Here is an 18,051-nt window from a genome sequence, read left to right on the forward strand (position 1 = left end):
CAAACAGCCGAAGGCACTGTGGATAACTTAGTCTTTCTTGATTTTTACCGGTCGCTTCCAGCCTTCGATGTTGCGTTGACGCGCTCGGGCGACCGCAAGCTGTTCAGCCGGTACATCCTGATTGATGGTAGAACCCGCGGCAGTGCTAGCGCCCGACGCGATATGCACAGGGGCGACCAGCGAGTTGTTCGAGCCGATGAAGACGTCTTCGCCCATCACCGTCTTGTGCTTGTTGGCGCCATCGTAGTTGCACGTAATGGTGCCAGCGCCAATGTTGGTGCGCGCGCCGATGACTGCGTCACCCAGGTAGGTCAGATGACCTGCCTTGGCGCCCTCGCCGAGATGAGCATTCTTCAGTTCAACGAAGTTACCCACATGAGCGCGAGCGTCGAGCACACTGCCCGGGCGCAGACGAGCGAAAGGCCCTGCATCCGCGCCTTCGCCCACAATCGCGCCTTCGAGGTGACTATTCGCCTTGATAACTGCGCCCTTGCGCAAGGTGCTGTCCTTGATCACGCAATTCGGCCCGATCAAGACGTCGTCTTCGATGACGACTCGCCCTTCGAGGATGACGTTGACGTCGATCATCACGTCGCGGCCAACAGTGACGTCACCACGAACGTCGAAGCGCGCCGGGTCGCGCAGCGTGACGCCCAATGCCATGAGTCGGCGTGCTTCGCGCTGCTGGTAATGACGCTCGAGTTCGGCAAGTTGTTTACGGTCATTGGCGCCCTGCACTTCCATGGCATCGTCGGGCTGTGCGGTGGCGACCACCAAGCCATCGTTTACAGCCATGGCAATCACGTCAGTGAGGTAATACTCACCCTGGGCGTTTTCATTGGAGAGGCGACCTAGCCAGTCGGCGAGGCGCTTGCCCGGTACCGCGAGGATTCCGGTATTACCTTCCTTGATAGCCTTCTGCGCTTCGGTTGCATCCTTGTGCTCGACGATAGCGCTGACGCGATGCTGCGCGTCACGGACGATGCGCCCATAACCGGTCGGGTCTTCCAGCGTGACCGTCAGCAGACCCAACTGCTGATCATTTACCAGCGCAAGGAGGCGGTGCAGGGTCTCTACCTGTATGAGCGGGACGTCGCCATAAAGAATGAGCACCGTCTCAGCCTTCAGCGCGGGCAACGCTTGAGCGACGGCGTGGCCAGTGCCCAATTGTTTCTCTTGAAGCACGAAATTCAGATCATCGCCCGCCAGTTGCTCTCGGACCCGCTCTGCGCCATGGCCGATGACGACGTGAATGCCTTCGGGAGAAAGCTGGCGTGCGCTGTGGATAACATGGCCAAGCATCGAGTTACCGGCTACAGGATGCAACACCTTGGGCAGAGCGGAACGCATGCGAGTGCCCTGACCCGCGGCGAGAATGACGATATCGAGAGACATGAAAGGATTCCAGACGAGCAGCCACATTAGCCGGGCTGATGATTCAGGCGATAAAGCCGAAAAAAGAAAAAGGGTAGCCGAGGCTACCCTTTTACTCAATCGCGCAACGAGTCGCCGGGGTTAGCCGCCGAACTTCTTGCGAATTTGCTGAACGGTGCGCAGCTGAGCTGCGGCCTCCGCCAGACGTGCAGCAGCAGATCCGTAATCGAAATCTGCGCCTTTTTCATTCAGAGCACGCTCGGCAGCCTTTACGGCTTCCTGAGCTGAGGCTTCGTCCAGATCGGCAGCGCGTTGCACGGTATCGGCAAGCACTTTGACCATGTTCGGTTGAACCTCAAGGAAACCACCGGAGATGTAAAACACCTCGGCTTCGCCACCCTGCTTGATCAGGCGGATCGGACCTGGCTTCAAATCGGTGATCAACGGTGCGTGACCTGGAGCAATACCGATATCACCCAGGTTACCGTGTGCAATCACCATCTCGACCAGACCGGAGAAAATCTCTCCTTCCGCGCTGACGATATCGCAATGGACTGTCATAGCCATTTGCCTGCCTCAACCTGATTAGCGCCCGTCACCGGGCGCCTGGATTACAGTTTCTTGGCTTTCTCGATCGCTTCTTCGATGCCGCCGACCATGTAGAACGCCTGTTCAGGCAAATGGTCGTAGTCACCGGCGAGGATGCCTTTGAAGCCAGCAATGGTGTCTTTCAGGGAAACGTATTTACCCGAGGCACCAGTGAAGACTTCAGCCACGAAGAACGGCTGCGACAGGAAGCGCTGAATCTTACGAGCGCGGGATACCAACTGCTTGTCGGTTTCCGACAGCTCGTCCATACCCAGGATCGCGATGATGTCTTTCAGCTCTTTGTAGCGCTGCAGAACATACTGAACGCCGCGAGCGGTGTCGTAATGGTCCTGGCCAATAACGTTCGGGTCCAGCTGGCGCGAAGTCGAATCCAGTGGATCGACCGCTGGGTAGATACCCAGGGAAGCGATGTCACGGGACAGAACGACGGTGGCGTCCAGGTGAGCAAACGTTGTGGCTGGCGACGGGTCGGTCAAGTCATCCGCCGGTACGTATACCGCCTGAATGGAAGTGATCGAGCCTTCCTTGGTCGAAGTGATGCGCTCTTGCAGCACGCCCATCTCTTCAGCGAGCGTCGGCTGGTAACCTACTGCAGAAGGCATACGGCCCAGCAGTGCGGATACTTCAGTACCGGCCAGTGTGTAACGGTAGATGTTGTCAACGAACAACAGAACGTCGTTACCTTCGTCACGGAACTTCTCAGCCATGGTCAGGCCAGTCAGAGCGACGCGCAGACGGTTACCCGGCGGCTCGTTCATCTGACCGTAAACCAGCGCTACTTTGTCCAGAACGTTGGAGTCCTTCATCTCGTGGTAGAAGTCGTTACCCTCACGGGTACGCTCGCCCACACCGGCGAACACGGAGTAACCGCTGTGCTCGATGGCGATGTTACGGATCAGTTCCATCATGTTTACGGTCTTGCCGACACCGGCACCACCGAACAGACCAACTTTACCGCCCTTGGCAAACGGGCAAACCAGGTCGATGACCTTGATGCCGGTTTCCAGGAGGTCGTTGCCGCCAGCCTGATCAGCGAACGAAGGCGCAGGACGGTGAATGCCCCAGCGCTCTTCAGTTTCGATCGGGCCCGCTTCGTCGATCGGGTTGCCCAGTACGTCCATGATCCGGCCCAGTGTCGCTTTACCGACCGGTACGGAGATGGCTGCGCCGCTGTCGATTACGTCCAGACCGCGCTTCAAGCCTTCGGTGGAACCCATCGCAATGGTACGAACTACGCCGTCGCCCAGCTGCTGCTGAACTTCCAGAGTAGTTTCCGCGCCTTGTACTTTCAGCGCGTTGTAGATGCTCGGTACGCTGTCGCGTGGAAATTCCACGTCGATCACGGCGCCGATGATTTGAACGATACGTCCGCTACTCATTAGCTGGATCCTCTGAATATTTGAACCGTTAAACCGCGGCAGCGCCGCCGACGATTTCCGAGATCTCTTGGGTGATCGCTGCCTGACGCGCCTTGTTGTAGATCAGCTGCAAATCGCTGATCAGGTCACCGGCGTTGTCAGTGGCGTTCTTCATCGCGATCATCCGCGCAGCCTGTTCAGCCGCGTTGTTCTCGACCACCGCCTGATAGACCTGCGACTCCACGTAACGGACCATCAAGCCGTCCAGCAGCTCTTTGGCGTCGGGTTCGTACAGGTAATCCCAGTGGTGCTTGAGTTCTTGATCCTGGGTCGCGACCAACGGAATCAACTGCTCGACCGTTGGCTGCTGAGTCATGGTGTTGATGAACTTGTTGGACACCACGGACAGGCGATCAATACGGCCCTCCAGATAGGCATCCAGCATCACCTTGACGCTGCCGATCAAATCGTTGATCGACGGCTCTTCGCCCAAGTGGCTGATCGCAGCGACGACGTTACCGCCGAAGTTGCGGAAAAACGCCGCACCTTTGCTGCCGACCACGCACAGATCGATCTCTACGCCGTTTTCACGGTTCTTCGCCATGTCCTTGACCAAAGCCTTGAACAGGTTGGTATTCAAGCCACCACACAGACCACGGTCACTGCTCACCACTACGTAACCGACGCGCTTTACTTCGCGTTCGATCATGAAGGGATGACGGTATTCCGGGTTAGCGTTGGCGAGATGACCAATCACCTGGCGGATGCGCTCCGCGTAAGGACGGCTAGCAGCCATGCGCATTTGAGCCTTGCGCATTTTACTGACCGCCACTTTTTCCATGGCGCTGGTGATCTTTTGCGTGCTTTTGATGCTCGCAATCTTGCTGCGAATCTCTTTTGCGCCTGCCATGTAACACCTATCAGGTTAGCAAGCGGGAGCCTCGCGGCTCCCGCTGCGGCTTACCAGGTTTGGGTGGCCTTGAACTTCTCGATGCCGGCTTTCAGGCCAGAATCGATTTCGTCATTGAAGTCACCCTTCACGTTGATCTTCGCCATCAAATCGGCGTGATCTCGGTTGAAGTAAGCAATCAGCGCTTGTTCAAAGCTGCCAACCTTGGCGATTTCGACGTCAGTCAGGAACCCACGCTCAGCGGCATACAGCGACAGCGACATGTCAGCAATCGACATTGGCGCATATTGCTTCTGCTTCATCAGCTCGGTAACGCGCTGACCATGCTCAAGTTGCTTACGGGTCGCTTCGTCCAGGTCAGAAGCGAACTGGGCAAATGCTGCCAGCTCACGGTACTGAGCCAGAGCGGTACGGATACCACCGGAGAGCTTCTTGATGATCTTGGTCTGAGCGGCACCACCCACACGGGATACCGAAACACCGGCGTTCACTGCCGGACGGATGCCGGAGTTGAACATGGCCGATTCCAAGAAGATCTGACCGTCAGTGATGGAAATCACGTTGGTCGGAACGAACGCGGAAACGTCGCCAGCCTGGGTTTCGATGATCGGCAATGCGGTCAGGGAGCCGGTTTTGCCGGTCACTGCCCCATTGGTGAACTTCTCTACGTACTCTTCCGAAACGCGGGATGCACGCTCCAGCAGACGGGAGTGGAGATAGAACACGTCGCCTGGGTAAGCTTCACGGCCTGGTGGACGACGCAGCAGCAGGGAAATCTGGCGATAAGCCACAGCCTGCTTGGAGAGATCGTCATAAACGATCAGTGCGTCTTCACCGCGATCGCGGAAGTATTCGCCCATGGTGCAACCGGCATACGGAGCCAGGAATTGCAGCGCAGGGGATTCCGAAGCACTGGCCGCCACGATGATCGTGTTGGCCAGAGCGCCGTTTTCTTCCAGCTTGCGAACAACGTTGGCGATGGTCGATTGCTTCTGACCGATTGCAACGTAGACGCAGAAAATACCGCTGTTCTTCTGGTTGATGATCGCGTCGATCGCCAGAGCGGTTTTACCGATCTGACGGTCACCGATGATCAACTCGCGCTGGCCACGGCCGACAGGGATCATCGCGTCGACAGCCTTGTAGCCAGTCTGTACAGGCTGGTCTACCGACTTACGCCAGATCACGCCTGGAGCAACTTTCTCGACCGCGTCGGTCTCGGTGTTGTTCAGCGGACCTTTGCCGTCGACAGGGTTACCCAGTGCGTCGACTACGCGACCCAAAAGTTCCTTACCAACCGGAACTTCGAGGATGCGGCCGGTGCACTTGGCGCTCATGCCTTCAGCCAGAGAGGTGTAAGCGCCCAGTACGACAGCACCCACGGAGTCTTGCTCCAGGTTCAGTGCCATACCGTAAACGCCGCCCGGGAACTCGATCATTTCGCCGTACATAGCGTCGGCGAGACCGTGAATCCGCACGATACCGTCAGACACGCTGACGACTGTGCCTTCGTTTCGGGCTTGGGAGGCTACATCGAGGTTCTCGATGCGGCCCTTGATGATTTCACTTATTTCGGAAGGATTGAGTTGCTGCATTGCTCTGCTGCCCCTTCAAACTCAAGATTTCAATGCTTCGGCTAGTTGCGCGAGTTTGCCGCGAACTGAGCCATCGATAACCAGGTCGCCGGCGCGGATGATGACACCACCTATGAGGGCGGCATCCTCCGCAGCGTGCAGGCGCACTTCCCGGCCGAGCCGTGCACTGAGAACCTTGGCGAGTTTGTCTTGCTGTTCTTGGTTCAATGCAAAAGCACTGGTCACATCCACATCTACCGATTTTTCCTGCTCGGCCTTGTAAAGCTCGAACAGTTCGGAGATCTCCGGCAGAAGCTGGAGACGGTCGTTTTCAGCAACGACGTGAATGAAATTCTGTGCCTTGGCATCGAACTTGTCGCCGCACACTTCAATAAAAGTGGCGGCCTTGTCTGCGCTCGTCAGTCGCGGGGCCTTGAGCATGCGCTGCATTGTATCGTCTTGCGACACTGCAGCAGCCAGGCCGAGCATGGCTGACCAATTGGCCAGTTGCTGGTGCGCCTGTGCATGCTCGAAGGCTGCCTTAGCGTAAGGTCGGGCCAACGTGGTCAGTTCTGCCATGATCGCCCTCGCTTAAATTTCAGCAGCCAGTTTGTTTACCAGCTCCGCGTGCGCGTTTTGATCGATTGTGGCACCCAGGATCTTCTCTGCGCCGTTGACTGCCAGGCTACCCAATTGGGCGCGCAGCGCGTCTTTGACGCCGTTCAGTTCCTGTTCGATCTCGGCCTGAGCCTGAGCCTTGATGCGGTCAGCTTCAACGCGAGCCTGTTCACGGGCTTCGTCGACAATCTGGGTACCGCGTTTCTTGGCTTGCTCAATGATCTCAGCTGCTTGAGCCTTAGCTTCGCGCAGTTGCTGACCCACTTTATCTTGGGCCAGCTCCAAGTCGCGAGCTGCTCGTGTAGCAGCGTCCAGTCCATCCGCAATCTTCTTCTGACGTTCGTGCAAAGCCGCGATGACCGGAGGCCACACGAACTTCATGCAGAACAGCACAAAAATGAAGAACGCAACGGACTGGCCAATCAGGGTTGCATTAATGTTCACGCCAACACCTCGCTCGTTCGTTGTCCATCACACCAATCAGCTCGAAAATTCGAGTGATCAGCCAGCGAGTTGACCAACGAAGGGGTTCGCAAAAGTGAAGAACAGAGCGATACCAACACCGATCATGGTCACGGCGTCGAGCAGACCAGCCACGATGAACATTTTAACTTGCAGCATTGGAACCATTTCCGGTTGACGCGCAGCGCCTTCCAGGAACTTACCGCCCAGCAGGCCGAAACCGATTGCAGTACCCAGTGCGCCCAGGCCGATCAGCAGTGCAACAGCGATAGCAGTTAGACCAACTACAGTTTCCATCTTTCCTCCCGACTTTTACGTCGTATTGGTTAGGTTTTCTTAGATTAAAGCGGTAAAGCAAAATCGTTTCTTACATCAAGCCCTCGCGGGCACCCCCTCACCGAAGCAAGGGGATCATCAGACTCGCCAGGCGGGTCTCAATGGTTATCTTCGTGAGCCATCGACAGGTAAACGATGGTCAGCATCATGAAGATGAACGCTTGCAGGGTGATGATCAGGATGTGGAATACAGCCCACGCCCATTGCAGGACCACGCCCAGACCGCTGAGCCACAGCAGGCCGCTGCCGAACATGACCGCGATCAGAATGAACACCAGTTCACCCGCATACATGTTGCCGAACAGTCGCAGTGCCAGGGAGATGGGCTTGGCCACCAGAGTCACGAATTCAAGCAGGAAGTTCACCGGAATCAACAGCGCTTGAACGAAAATGTTCTTGCTGCCGAACGGGTGCAGGGTCAATTCGCCGATGAAGCCGCCGATACCCTTAATCTTGATGCTGTAGAAAATGATCAGGGCAAAGACAGACAGTGCCATGCCCAGCGTCGCGTTCGGATCGGTGGTCGATACGGCGCGGAAAGGAATGTGGTGATCACCGGTGATCATGATCGCCAGCTGCGGGATCCAGTCGACAGGAATCAAGTCGACCGCGTTCATAAGGAACACCCAGGCGAAGATGGTCAATGCCAGAGGAGCGATCACGGCGCTACGGCCATGGAAGCTGTCCCGGACACTGCCGTCAACGAACTCGACGAGCACTTCAACGAAGTTCTGCAGGGCGCCCGGCTGACCGGAAGTCGCCTTTTTTGCGGCCATGCGGAAGATGAGGACGAAAATCAGACCCAATGCGACCGACCAGCCGAGGGTGTCGACGTGGAAAGCCCAAAAGCCCATTTCTTTTGCTTCCGCTGCGGAATGCGCGAAGCCCCAACTGCCGTCTGGCAAATGACCGAAGGTCAAGTTCTGCAAGTGGTGCTGGATATAGCCCGAAGCTGTTTGCTCTGCCATGGTTGCCTCAAACGCCCTAAGGTCTCGAAAGTCTTGTTCTCAATAGCAGGGGCGCAAACCAACTGACCAGCTGGGTCAGTATGAAAACGCCAAAAACCGCCAGCGGAGCCAGCGGCTTTACTCCTGCAAACGTCAGTGCAAAGAGCACTGCCGTAAAAATCAACTTGCCTGCCTCGCCGGCGTAGAACGACCGAACGATGGCCTGCGCTGCCCTGGCCCCGGAGTACCGGAATGCCTTATGAGCGAAATACACATTCGGCAGCCAGGCTATCAGGCCACCGCAAAGTCCCGAATACCCGGCTACGACGCCGTGCCACTGCCAAAGCGCCAGCGCTGCCCCCAGGAGGACAATCAACTGAGCCAGCAAGATCGGGAAAACAGCCAGGCGATGGAACGGCAAGCGGTTTGGCGTGCGTGTCTCCATCACATGGGCTCCTCGTAAGCCGGCCGCCAAAATCAATAACTTGGCATAAATTGTGCCGACAAAATGCGCGCAGAGTATAGGGGCGGTTCAGCCCCTATTCAACTGCCAGGTAGTGATTTCCGACTACGCGCTACGCATGATTTGTTTCAGCGAATGTGAGCGAGCACACCCTGTAGCTCGTCCAACGAGTTATAACGAATAACCAACTGACCTTTGCCCTTCTGTCCATGCCGGATTTGCACCGCGGAGCCCAGCCGCTCGGCCAGGCGCTGCTCGAGACGTGTGATGTCAGGATCAGCCTTCACCGGTTCGGCAGCCTCCTGTTTGCCGCTCAGCCACTGGCGAACCAGTGCTTCAGTCTGGCGCACGGTCAGACCACGTGCGACAACATGTCGCGCCCCTTCAACCTGCTGATCTTCAGGCAGCCCCAGTAGGGCCCGGGCATGGCCCATCTCCAGATCACCATGGGAGAGCATGGTCTTGATCACTTCCGGCAATGCGATCAGTCGCAGCAAATTGGCGACGCTGACTCGCGACTTGCCTACCGCTTCGGCCACTTGCTGCTGGGTCAGCTGAAATTCCTGCTGCAGACGCTGCAGGGCAATCGCCTCCTCGATCGGATTCAGGTCTTCGCGCTGGATGTTCTCGATCAGCGCCATCGCGATCGCGGCTTCATCCGGGACGTCACGCACCATGGCAGGGATCGTCTCAATCCCTGCCTGCTGGCTGGCGCGCCAGCGGCGCTCCCCCGCGATGATCTCGAAGCGGTTGTCGGCAATTGGGCGGACCACGATCGGCTGCATGACCCCTTGCGCCTTGATCGAGTTCGCCAGTTCTTCCAGCGCCTGGGGATCCATATCACGACGCGGCTGGTATTTGCCTCGCTGAATCAGGTCCAGTGGAATGTGTTGAAGCTCGCGCTCAGTCGCCTTCACCGCCTGTTCTTCCAGTGCGGTGACGGTGGGGCTGCTCAGCAGTGCGTCCAGCCCACGTCCGAGTCCACGTTTCTTGACGGCCATGGAATTTCCTTAAGTGGGCTGAGCCGCAGTGCGACTGCCGCGACGTTGGCGACGAACCATCTCGCCCGCAAGCGCCAGGTAAGCCAGCGCGCCGCGAGAAGTCTTGTCGTACGCCAACGCCGGCATGCCGAAGCTGGGCGCCTCGGCCAGACGAATATTGCGCGGAATCACGGTGTCGTACAGCTGCTCGCCGAAATGCTCTTTGAGCTGCGCCGAAACATCGTTGATCAGGCTAAGCCGCGGGTCATACATGGTCCGCAGCAAACCCTCGATCTTGAGTTGGGGATTGAGCAATTCACCGATGCGCTTGATGTTATCCACAAGGTCACTCAGACCTTCGAGCGCAAAGTACTCGCACTGCATGGGGATAATCACGCCATCGGCCGCGACCAGCGCGTTGAGCGTCAACATCGAAAGCGATGGAGGGCAATCGATGAGGATGTAATCGTAATTTTCGCGGATGGGCGCCAGTGCTGTTCGCAGACGCGATTCCTTCATCTGCATTTCAAGCAGGACCACCTCGGCAGCCGTCAGATCACGGTTTGCCGGCAGCAGCTGATAGCCGCCGTGTTCGGAAAAGTGCATGGCCTGATTCAGGTCGCACTCGCCGATCAGCAAATCGTAGACCGAGTGCTCAAGCGCATGCTTATCCACACCACTGCCCATGGTGGCATTGCCTTGCGGATCGAGATCGATCAACAGCACCCGACGCTTGGTAGCCACCAGCGAAGCCGCGAGGTTGATACAGGTTGTGGTTTTACCCACACCCCCTTTTTGGTTCGCTATCGCGAATACCTTAGCCATTCTTGCGTGTGTTCCCTGTCATGCCGTGCGGCGCAGTATCAGCAGATGCCGTTGACCTTGGCAACCGGGTACGGCCAAGGCTTGCGCGCTTTCCAGATAAAAATCTGCGGGCAATGCTACCAGTTCATCCACTGGATGCAGACCCTTCATTGCCAACCAGCGCGTTTCGCCGTCGCCCATGTGTCGAGTCCACTGGGTAAAGTCTTCCAGACTGCTGAAGGCGCGGGAAATGATGCCGTTGAACGGCAGCGCGGGCTGGAATGCTTCGGCACGGCTGTGGATAACTTCCAGATTGGCGAGTGCAAGCTCAAGTTTTACCTGGGTCAGAAACCGGGTCTTCTTGCCATTGCTGTCGAGCACCGTGACTTTCATGTCCGGAAACAGGATGGCCAATGGGATGCCAGGCATTCCGCCGCCGCTGCCGACATCCAGCTGACGCTCACCCTCGATGAAACGCACCACGCTCAAGCTGTCCAGCAGATGGCGAGACACCATCTCATCCGGATCACGAACAGCAGTCAGGTTGTAGGCCTTGTTCCACTTGATCAGCAAAGCCAGGTACGCCAGCAACTGGCTGTGTTGGCTCTCACTCAACTCAACGCCGAGCTGTCGAGCGCCAAGGGTCAGTTCTTCTGCATGCTGCGGGGTAACCATCGAACTCAAGCGCTTTGCTCCAACTGACGGCCCGCGCCGCGTTTTTTCAGATGAATCATCAACAAAGAAATCGCCGCTGGCGTGACGCCGGGAATCCGCGAGGCCTGACCAAGGGTTTCAGGACGAGTTATCCCCAGCTTGCTCTGGATTTCCTTGGACAGACCGGAAATTCCGGTGTAATCGATATCCACAGGGAGCCGTGTGTTTTCGCTGGCACGCAGACGAGCGATTTCATCCTGCTGACGGTCGATGTAGCCAGCGTATTTGGTCTTGATTTCGACCTGCTCGGCGACCTGTGGGTCAAGCGAGCCGTGGCCGGTCAGAGCAACCAGACTGGCGTAGTCCACTTCCGGACGGCTCAGCAGATTCAGCAGATTGTATTCGTGGGTCAACGGGGTGCCGAAGTGCGCCGAGACCGCATCGCCCTGCTCGGTACCCGGACGAATCCAGGTGGATTTCAGGCGCTGTTCTTCCAGCTCGATGCCTTCACGCTTGGCACAGAACGCCGCCCAGCGGGCATCGTCTACCAACCCGAGCGCCCGACCCTGTTCGGTCAAACGCAAGTCCGCGTTGTCTTCACGCAAAATCAAGCGGTACTCGGCACGCGAGGTGAACATCCGGTACGGCTCCTGGGTCCCCAACGTAATGAGGTCATCCACCAGCACGCCGATGTAAGCCTCATCGCGACGGGGACACCAGCTGTCCTTGCCTTGAGCCCGAAGCGCTGCGTTCGCGCCAGCGAGTAAACCTTGGGCACCGGCCTCTTCGTAACCGGTTGTGCCGTTGATCTGCCCTGCGAAAAACAACCCACTGATAACCTTGGTTTCGAGGCTGTACTTCAGGTCGCGCGGATCGAAGTAGTCGTACTCGATGGCATAGCCAGGCCTCACGATGTGGGCGTTTTCCATTCCGCGAATGGACCGCACGATTTGCAGCTGTACGTCGAACGGCAGCGAGGTCGATATGCCGTTCGGATAAAGCTCATGGGTCGTCAAACCTTCCGGTTCGATAAACACCTGATGGCTTTCCTTGTCGGCGAAGCGATGGATCTTGTCTTCGATCGACGGGCAATAGCGCGGCCCGACCCCTTCGATCTCCCCGGCAGCGGAGTACATCGGCGACCGATCCAGATTGGCCGCGATGATTTCGTGGGTCTGGGCATTGGTGTGGGTAATCCAGCAACTGACCTGGCTCGGGTGTTGAGCCTTTGAACCCATGAACGACATCACCGGGATCGGCGTATCGCCCGGTTGTTCGGTCATCACCGAGAAATCCACAGATCGGCCGTCAATGCGCGGAGGTGTACCCGTTTTCAGTCGGCCCACTCTCAACGGAAGCTCACGGAGCCTGCGTGCAAGCGCGATCGACGGCGGATCACCGGCGCGACCGCCCGAATAGTTCTGCAGACCGATGTGGATAAGTCCGCCCAGAAAAGTGCCCGTGGTCAAAACCACGGAGTCAGCCAGAAAACGCAGTCCCATCTGAGTAACGACGCCGCGTACTTGGTCCTGCTCGACGATCAGGTCGTCGCATGCCTGCTGGAATATCCACAGATTGGGCTGGTTTTCGATGATTTCTCTGACCGCGGCTTTGTACAGCACGCGGTCAGCCTGGGCACGAGTCGCCCGGACTGCCGGGCCTTTGCGGCTGTTGAGCACGCGAAACTGGATGCCACTTTTGTCAGTAGCCGTCGCCATCGCACCGCCCAGCGCATCGATCTCTTTGACCAGATGACTTTTACCGATGCCACCAATGGCCGGGTTGCAGCTCATCTGGCCGAGGGTTTCCACGTTGTGCGTAAGCAGCAGGGTGGTGACACCCATACGTGCAGACGCCAGTGCTGCCTCGGTACCGGCATGACCGCCGCCGATGACGATCACTTGAAAACGGGAAGGGAAATCCACCACGCACCTCGTGCCTGTTGATTGGGGGGAATAGGAATGGCGGCAAGTATAGGGACTTACCCCCCCTTAAGAAACCCGTTGCGCAAAATCTAACCAGCTGTGGATGAATGGCGGTTATAGAAATTAAAAAGAAAGAAATTTATAAGATCTTTGTTTTTATGTTTATTTCTACTGACCTTGATTTCTGTGGATAAAGCTCTGAGAGCCTTTATTTACGTAATGTACAGAGCTCCAAAAGCCTGTGACCATGTGGCCAAGAGCCCCTTGGATAACCTGTCTAAGCCTGTGGATTAAACGCATGGTTGTCCACAGGACTGATTATCCTCAGCTCAGAGGCTTGCTTATCAACCGAGCTTAGCCATGGTTATGCACAAGGCTTATCTGGGCACACAGGTGCTGAACGGTCAAATTTGAAGCGCACCTGCCCCCTCCGGCCATCGATTAGGAGTTTGGAAAAGTCCGAATAGCGAATAGCGAATAGGGAAGAGGCAGATCCGGAGAAAATTGACCTGCCTGTGTACAGAGGAGGCGCTATTTGCCGATACAGAAGCTGGAGAAAATCCGCCCCAACAAGTCGTCCGAGCTGAATGCACCGGTAATTTCGCCCAAGGACTGCTGCGCTTGGCGCAGATCTTCAGCAAGCAACTCACCGGCGCCTGCCAAGGTCAGCTGCGAGCGACCATGCTCAAGAGAGGCACTTGCCTTGTGTAATGCTTCAAGATGGCGCCGGCGCGCACTGAAGCTTCCTTCAGCTGTTTGCTGATACCCCATGCACGCCTTCAGATGCTCTCTGAGAAGCTCCACGCCCTTGCCCCCTGACTTAGCGCTCAGGTTGATGGTCACGTGGCCATCGATACTGGTCACTAGTTCCACCGGTTCATTACTCAGGTCCACCTTGTTACGAATCAAGGTGACGTGGGCGGGGTCAGGTCTTTGATCCAGGAACTCGGGCCATAAAGCGAAAGGATCGCGCGCCTCCGGCGCTGTTGCATCCACCACCAGCAGAATTCGGTCCGCCTGACCTATGGCCTGAAGCGCGCGCTGCACACCTATTTTTTCCACATGATCGTCGGTGTCGCGCAGACCGGCAGTGTCCACGACGTGGAGAGGCATGCCATCAATGTGGATATGTTCGCGCAGAACATCACGCGTTGTTCCGGCAATCTCAGTCACAATTGCCGCCTCTTTGCCGGCGAGTGCATTCAGCAGACTGGATTTGCCGGCGTTGGGTCTGCCTGCAATCACCACGTTCATGCCATCCCTGAGCAATGCGCCCTGGTTGGCTTCGTGGAGTACTGTGGATAACTGACTGCGAACACTGTCCAGCATGGACAGCACATGGCCGTCCGCGAGAAAGTCGATCTCTTCTTCCGGGAAGTCGATTGCAGCTTCGACGTAAATGCGCAGGCTGATCAGTTTTTCCGTTAGCTCATGCACCCGCTGGGAAAATGCACCCTGCAGTGACCTCAACGCGTTACGTGCGGCCTGTGCAGAACTCGCTTCTATAAGGTCAGCGATGGCCTCGGCTTGGGCAAGGTCGAGCTTGTCGTTGAGAAATGCGCGTTCACTGAATTCACCGGGCCGTGCCAGACGGCACCCCAACTGCACGCAGCGTTGCAGCAACATGTCCAGAACCACCGGCCCGCCGTGCCCTTGAAGTTCAAGCACGTCTTCCCCTGTGAATGAGTGAGGGCCGGAAAAGTAGAGTCCGATGCCTTCGTCGATGATTACGCCGCTTTCTCCCTTGAAGGCGCCGTAATGCGCGTACCGAGGTTGTGGCAGTTTGCCGAGAATCGCCTCTGCACACTTGCCGGCCTGGGGACCAGAGATGCGGACGATGCCTACGCCTCCTCGTCCGGGAGCCGTTGCGATGGCCGCAATGGTTTCAAAAAGAACGTTCATGGGCCGACTCCTGGGCAACCGACGGATAGCAAAACGCCCCACGAGGGGGCGTTTTGAATGACTTGTTAACAGGGTAGATCAGGCTTCAGCTTTCTTGGCTTTCGCTTCGATGCTACGGGTGATGTACCACTGCTGAGTGATGGACAAGGTGTTGTTCACAACCCAGTACAGCACCAGACCAGCCGGGAACCACAGGAAGAAGAACGTGAAGATGATTGGCATCAGCTTCATGACCTTGGCCTGCATCGGATCCGGCGGTGTAGGGTTCAAACGCTGCTGGATAAACATGGTAGCGCCCATGATGATCGGCAGGATAAAGAACGGGTCCTTGATCGACAGGTCGGTTATCCACAGCAGCCAAGGTGCCTGGCGCATTTCAACACTTTCAAGCAGTACCCAGTAAAGCGACAGGAACACCGGCATCTGTACAAGGATCGGCAAGCATCCACCCAACGGGTTGATCTTCTCTTTCTTGTACAGCTCCATCATCGACTGAGAAAGCTTCTGACGATCGTCGCCATGCTGCTCTTTCAACGCGGCCAAGCGAGGAGCGACTGCACGCATGCGTGCCATCGACTTGTAACTGGCCGCCGACAGAGGGAAGAAAAGCCCCTTGATTAGCATGGTCAGGAAGATGATCGACCAGCCCCAGTTACCAACGATGCTGTGGATATGTTGCAGCAGCCAGAAAATAGGCTGGGCAATGAACCACAGAATCCCGTAATCCACCGTCAATTCAAGACCTGGGGACAACTCCTTCAGGACTGCCTGACTCTTCGGACCGGCGTAAAGCGTTGTAGTGGTCTCGGCTTTCGCGCCAGGTGCGACCGTCAATGCCGGGCCTGTGAAACCGATGATGTAATTGCCGGCACTGTCCTTACGGGTGGTGACGGTGTTGCTATCAGTTTTGTTCGGAATCCAGGCGGTCACGAAGTAATGCTGCAACCAGGCAACCCAACCACCCTGAACGGTGTCCTTCACCGAACCTTTGTCGATGTCCTTCATGGAAACCTTTTTGTAAGGTTCCGAAGGTGTCCACATCGCAGCACCCAGATAGGTGGCTGTGCCAGTGGCAGTCGTCGAGGATGGGTCAGCGCTCGAATCACGTTTCAGCTGTGCGAACAGGTTACCGTTCCAAGGCTGGGCACTCTGGTTGTCAATCACGTACGAAACGGTCAGGTCATACAGACCGCGTTTGAACGTGAAACGCTTGATGTAGTTGACGCCGCCGTCGCTGAATTTCAGGTCGACAACCAAGTCGTTCTGACCATCAGTCAACTGGTAGCTTTTTTGCGTGGCCGAGTAGACCGGCCGACCACTAGCTCGGGCATCAGGGCCGTTTGCGCCAGTCAGACCGCTCTGAGCAAGAAAGATCCGTTCGCCGCCGTTATCGAACAGCTGGAAAGGAATCTCAGGATGATCCTGACGGCGTGGATAAAGTGGCAAACGGAGCTGCACCACATCGCCGCCAACCGGATCAATTTCCAGATTGAGGACGTCTGTCTTCACCTGGATCAGATCTTTGCTGGTGGCCACCGGCATTTCCGCAGGCGCAGCCACTTCGCCGGTAGCGCTAGGAACGTCTGCATTGGCAGTCGCTGAACCTTGCGGAGCATCAGGAATAGCGGATGTATTGGTGTTGGCAGCAACATTCTGAGTCGGCAAAGCAGCCTGACCGTAGTCCTGGTTCCATTTCAGGACACCGACATAGGTCACGATTGCCAGGGCGACGATCAGGATCGTGCGTTTAATATCCATGATTACTCGGCCATCGAAGAGGAACGGGAGGTGGGAGCAGGTGGAACCGGGTCATAACCACCGGGATTCCACGGATGACACCGACCTAAGCGACGTAAGGTCAGCCAGCCACCGCGCACCAGACCATAATTTTCAATGGCCTCGTACGCGTAGCAGGAGCAACTGGGGTAGAAACGACAGTGACTGGCCATCAGAGGACTGATGGCATAGCGGTAAAACTGGATCGGAACGAGCGCCAGTTTACGCATCAGGACTGTCTACCCCCGCAGTTTCGGTTTTAAGTTCGGGATCGGGCCGGCTGCGCGCCAGACGTTTCCAGAGCTTGCCGAAATGCTGAATCAATTCGGGGTTTTCAATGTCACCCAAGCCTTTGCGTGCGACGACGACGATATCCCATCCGACCAGGTTGTCCTGGTGAAGGCGAAACGACTCACGCATCAGGCGTTTCAAACGGTTGCGCTCGACGGAGAGCTTCACGCTCTTCTTGCCGATCACCAGCCCGAGACGGGGATGATCAAGGTCGTTGTTGCGCACAAGGAGCAGGAGATTTTTCCCCGGAACCTTGCCGGTGGGGGAGTCAAAGACTGCCTTGAAATGCCGGGGTGTCAGCAAACGCTTTTCCCGACTGAAGTCCTGACTCACCACCTGTGCCGATTAATCAAACTGCCAGACGCTTACGGCCTTTGGCGCGACGACGCGACAGAACTGCGCGACCGTTTTTGGTGGCCATACGAGCACGGAAACCGTGGGTGCGAGCGCGCTTGATAGTGCTGGGTTGGAAAGTACGTTTCATGGCGTGTTACCTGGTTCGTCCACAACGGGCCGGAATGGCCCCCGTTTTAAGAGACCGGGGATTCTAGAGAAAGCGGGCACGCAGGTCAATTTCCAACCAATGTTTCTTGCATTTACTTCCTGAGTGCATTCCATCGACAGCGAGAGATCGGGCGGTGCATTCTTGGCACGTAGATATAGAAATAAAGAAGGAAGGTATTTAAAGCTTCTTTGTAAAGCTTATAAAAGCTTAGGGCGAGGATTTCTGTGGATAAGATCCTACAAGCCCCGTATTACGTGATGTACAGAGCAAAGAAAGTCTGTCCACAAACGGTGCTGCGGGTGTGTGACAGCTGGCTACAAGCTGTGGATAGACGGCGCACTTATGCACAGGCGTATTATCCACAGGTTTCAGACCGAGGTTATGCAACGAGCTGAGGGTAGGTTATCCACAGACCTTAACTATCCACTGATGGTCGTTCTTTTGAGGACTTTCTGTCTGGTTTCATGATCCGGCGCCATACCTTCATGTGGATAAGTCCGCTACGGGTGGTTACAATGGCCGCTTGTTTTTGCCGCGCCGACTTCGGAACCTAGGGGATATTT

At 56.6% G+C, this 18,051-nt stretch carries 19 protein-coding genes; all 19 read right to left on the reverse strand.

Translation table 11 applies throughout. From position 1 onward, the window contains the following. Positions 1 to 27: 27 nt before the first annotated feature. The 19 genes from glmU to rpmH all read right to left on the reverse strand — a co-directional run bounded on the left by glmU (position 28) and on the right by rpmH (position 17,467). Positions 28 to 1,395, reverse strand: coding sequence for a bifunctional UDP-N-acetylglucosamine diphosphorylase/glucosamine-1-phosphate N-acetyltransferase GlmU (glmU, locus tag AC3ISG_RS24920; protein ID WP_489298220.1), 1,368 nt, complete (start codon positions 1,393 to 1,395; stop codon positions 28 to 30). Positions 1,396 to 1,515: 120 nt separating this feature from the next. Continuing rightward, on the reverse strand, positions 1,516 to 1,941 hold the full coding sequence (locus AC3ISG_RS24925) for a F0F1 ATP synthase subunit epsilon (RefSeq protein ID WP_037016911.1): 426 nt from the start codon (positions 1,939 to 1,941) through the stop codon (positions 1,516 to 1,518). A 44-nt stretch (positions 1,942 to 1,985) separates the two neighbouring features. Continuing rightward, positions 1,986 to 3,362 carry a F0F1 ATP synthase subunit beta gene (gene atpD, locus AC3ISG_RS24930; RefSeq protein WP_037016914.1) on the reverse strand — a complete coding sequence of 459 codons (1,377 nt, stop codon included), beginning with the start codon at positions 3,360 to 3,362 and terminating at the stop codon, positions 1,986 to 1,988. A gap of 28 nt (positions 3,363 to 3,390) precedes the next feature. Next, positions 3,391 to 4,251 (reverse strand): F0F1 ATP synthase subunit gamma, encoded by an 861-nt coding sequence (gene atpG / locus AC3ISG_RS24935; RefSeq protein WP_037016916.1) that lies wholly within the window; start codon positions 4,249 to 4,251, stop codon positions 3,391 to 3,393. 50 nt (positions 4,252 to 4,301) lie between these two features. Next, positions 4,302 to 5,846, reverse strand: coding sequence for a F0F1 ATP synthase subunit alpha (atpA, locus tag AC3ISG_RS24940; RefSeq protein WP_065988057.1), 1,545 nt, complete (start codon positions 5,844 to 5,846; stop codon positions 4,302 to 4,304). A 21-nt stretch (positions 5,847 to 5,867) separates the two neighbouring features. Further along, entirely contained in the window at positions 5,868 to 6,404 is a 537-nt protein-coding gene (locus AC3ISG_RS24945; protein WP_037016920.1) for a F0F1 ATP synthase subunit delta, read from the reverse strand. A 12-nt stretch (positions 6,405 to 6,416) separates the two neighbouring features. Continuing rightward, the gene (locus AC3ISG_RS24950) at positions 6,417 to 6,887 is read right to left on the reverse strand and encodes a F0F1 ATP synthase subunit B (RefSeq protein ID WP_065988056.1); all 471 of its coding nucleotides are present in this window, start codon (positions 6,885 to 6,887) and stop codon (positions 6,417 to 6,419) included. A gap of 57 nt (positions 6,888 to 6,944) precedes the next feature. Further along, positions 6,945 to 7,202: a F0F1 ATP synthase subunit C gene (atpE, locus tag AC3ISG_RS24955; protein ID WP_002555987.1), complete on the reverse strand. Its 258-nt coding sequence runs from the start codon at positions 7,200 to 7,202 to the stop codon at positions 6,945 to 6,947. A 137-nt stretch (positions 7,203 to 7,339) separates the two neighbouring features. Beyond that, positions 7,340 to 8,209 (reverse strand): F0F1 ATP synthase subunit A, encoded by an 870-nt coding sequence (gene atpB / locus AC3ISG_RS24960; protein ID WP_074886103.1) that lies wholly within the window; start codon positions 8,207 to 8,209, stop codon positions 7,340 to 7,342. Between the two features lie 16 nt (positions 8,210 to 8,225). Continuing rightward, complete coding sequence (locus AC3ISG_RS24965; protein WP_172610187.1) at positions 8,226 to 8,633, reverse strand: F0F1 ATP synthase subunit I; 408 nt, start codon at positions 8,631 to 8,633, stop codon at positions 8,226 to 8,228. A gap of 146 nt (positions 8,634 to 8,779) precedes the next feature. Next, entirely contained in the window at positions 8,780 to 9,652 is an 873-nt protein-coding gene (locus tag AC3ISG_RS24970) for a ParB/RepB/Spo0J family partition protein (RefSeq protein WP_122534258.1), read from the reverse strand. A gap of 9 nt (positions 9,653 to 9,661) precedes the next feature. Continuing rightward, positions 9,662 to 10,456, reverse strand: a complete 795-nt coding sequence (locus tag AC3ISG_RS24975) for a ParA family protein (RefSeq protein ID WP_489298221.1) — start codon at positions 10,454 to 10,456, stop codon at positions 9,662 to 9,664. Positions 10,457 to 10,474: 18 nt separating this feature from the next. Next, on the reverse strand, positions 10,475 to 11,110 hold the full coding sequence (rsmG, locus tag AC3ISG_RS24980) for a 16S rRNA (guanine(527)-N(7))-methyltransferase RsmG (RefSeq protein WP_272629931.1): 636 nt from the start codon (positions 11,108 to 11,110) through the stop codon (positions 10,475 to 10,477). Between the two features lie 5 nt (positions 11,111 to 11,115). Next, positions 11,116 to 13,014, reverse strand: coding sequence for a tRNA uridine-5-carboxymethylaminomethyl(34) synthesis enzyme MnmG (gene mnmG / locus AC3ISG_RS24985; protein ID WP_489298222.1), 1,899 nt, complete (start codon positions 13,012 to 13,014; stop codon positions 11,116 to 11,118). Positions 13,015 to 13,545: 531 nt separating this feature from the next. Continuing rightward, positions 13,546 to 14,916 carry a tRNA uridine-5-carboxymethylaminomethyl(34) synthesis GTPase MnmE gene (gene mnmE, locus AC3ISG_RS24990; RefSeq protein WP_272629810.1) on the reverse strand — a complete coding sequence of 457 codons (1,371 nt, stop codon included), beginning with the start codon at positions 14,914 to 14,916 and terminating at the stop codon, positions 13,546 to 13,548. Between the two features lie 78 nt (positions 14,917 to 14,994). Further along, the gene (yidC, locus tag AC3ISG_RS24995) at positions 14,995 to 16,674 is read right to left on the reverse strand and encodes a membrane protein insertase YidC (protein ID WP_272629812.1); all 1,680 of its coding nucleotides are present in this window, start codon (positions 16,672 to 16,674) and stop codon (positions 14,995 to 14,997) included. A 2-nt stretch (positions 16,675 to 16,676) separates the two neighbouring features. Further along, positions 16,677 to 16,922 (reverse strand): membrane protein insertion efficiency factor YidD, encoded by a 246-nt coding sequence (gene yidD / locus AC3ISG_RS25000; protein WP_074886126.1) that lies wholly within the window; start codon positions 16,920 to 16,922, stop codon positions 16,677 to 16,679. Beyond that, positions 16,915 to 17,316: a ribonuclease P protein component gene (gene rnpA, locus AC3ISG_RS25005; protein WP_122534378.1), complete on the reverse strand. Its 402-nt coding sequence runs from the start codon at positions 17,314 to 17,316 to the stop codon at positions 16,915 to 16,917. The genes yidD and rnpA overlap by 8 nt, the downstream gene beginning before the upstream one ends. A 16-nt stretch (positions 17,317 to 17,332) precedes the next feature. Further along, on the reverse strand, positions 17,333 to 17,467 hold the full coding sequence (rpmH, locus tag AC3ISG_RS25010; protein WP_002551315.1) for a 50S ribosomal protein L34: 135 nt from the start codon (positions 17,465 to 17,467) through the stop codon (positions 17,333 to 17,335). Between the last annotated feature and the right edge of the window lie 584 nt (positions 17,468 to 18,051).

Source organism: Pseudomonas sp. GL_135 (genome assembly GCF_057834665.1).

Bases quoted from the DNA above. Each gene is read 5' to 3' on its own strand.
- glmU (WP_489298220.1), bottom strand. From the start codon at position 1,395: ATGTCTCTCGATATCGTCATTCTCGCCGCGGGTCAGGGCACTCGCATG.
- AC3ISG_RS24925 (WP_037016911.1), bottom strand. From the start codon at position 1,941: ATGGCTATGACAGTCCATTGCGATATCGTCAGCGCGGAAGGAGAGATT.
- atpD (WP_037016914.1), bottom strand. From the start codon at position 3,362: ATGAGTAGCGGACGTATCGTTCAAATCATCGGCGCCGTGATCGACGTG.
- atpG (WP_037016916.1), bottom strand. From the start codon at position 4,251: ATGGCAGGCGCAAAAGAGATTCGCAGCAAGATTGCGAGCATCAAAAGC.
- atpA (WP_065988057.1), bottom strand. From the start codon at position 5,846: ATGCAGCAACTCAATCCTTCCGAAATAAGTGAAATCATCAAGGGCCGC.
- AC3ISG_RS24945 (WP_037016920.1), bottom strand. From the start codon at position 6,404: ATGGCAGAACTGACCACGTTGGCCCGACCTTACGCTAAGGCAGCCTTC.
- atpE (WP_002555987.1), bottom strand. From the start codon at position 7,202: ATGGAAACTGTAGTTGGTCTAACTGCTATCGCTGTTGCACTGCTGATC.
- atpB (WP_074886103.1), bottom strand. From the start codon at position 8,209: ATGGCAGAGCAAACAGCTTCGGGCTATATCCAGCACCACTTGCAGAAC.
- AC3ISG_RS24965 (WP_172610187.1), bottom strand. From the start codon at position 8,633: ATGGAGACACGCACGCCAAACCGCTTGCCGTTCCATCGCCTGGCTGTT.
- AC3ISG_RS24970 (WP_122534258.1), bottom strand. From the start codon at position 9,652: ATGGCCGTCAAGAAACGTGGACTCGGACGTGGGCTGGACGCACTGCTG.
- AC3ISG_RS24975 (WP_489298221.1), bottom strand. From the start codon at position 10,456: ATGGCTAAGGTATTCGCGATAGCGAACCAAAAAGGGGGTGTGGGTAAA.
- rsmG (WP_272629931.1), bottom strand. From the start codon at position 11,110: ATGGTTACCCCGCAGCATGCAGAAGAACTGACCCTTGGCGCTCGACAG.
- mnmE (WP_272629810.1), bottom strand. From the start codon at position 14,916: ATGAACGTTCTTTTTGAAACCATTGCGGCCATCGCAACGGCTCCCGGA.
- yidC (WP_272629812.1), bottom strand. From the start codon at position 16,674: ATGGATATTAAACGCACGATCCTGATCGTCGCCCTGGCAATCGTGACC.
- yidD (WP_074886126.1), bottom strand. From the start codon at position 16,922: ATGCGTAAACTGGCGCTCGTTCCGATCCAGTTTTACCGCTATGCCATC.
- rpmH (WP_002551315.1), bottom strand. From the start codon at position 17,467: ATGAAACGTACTTTCCAACCCAGCACTATCAAGCGCGCTCGCACCCAC.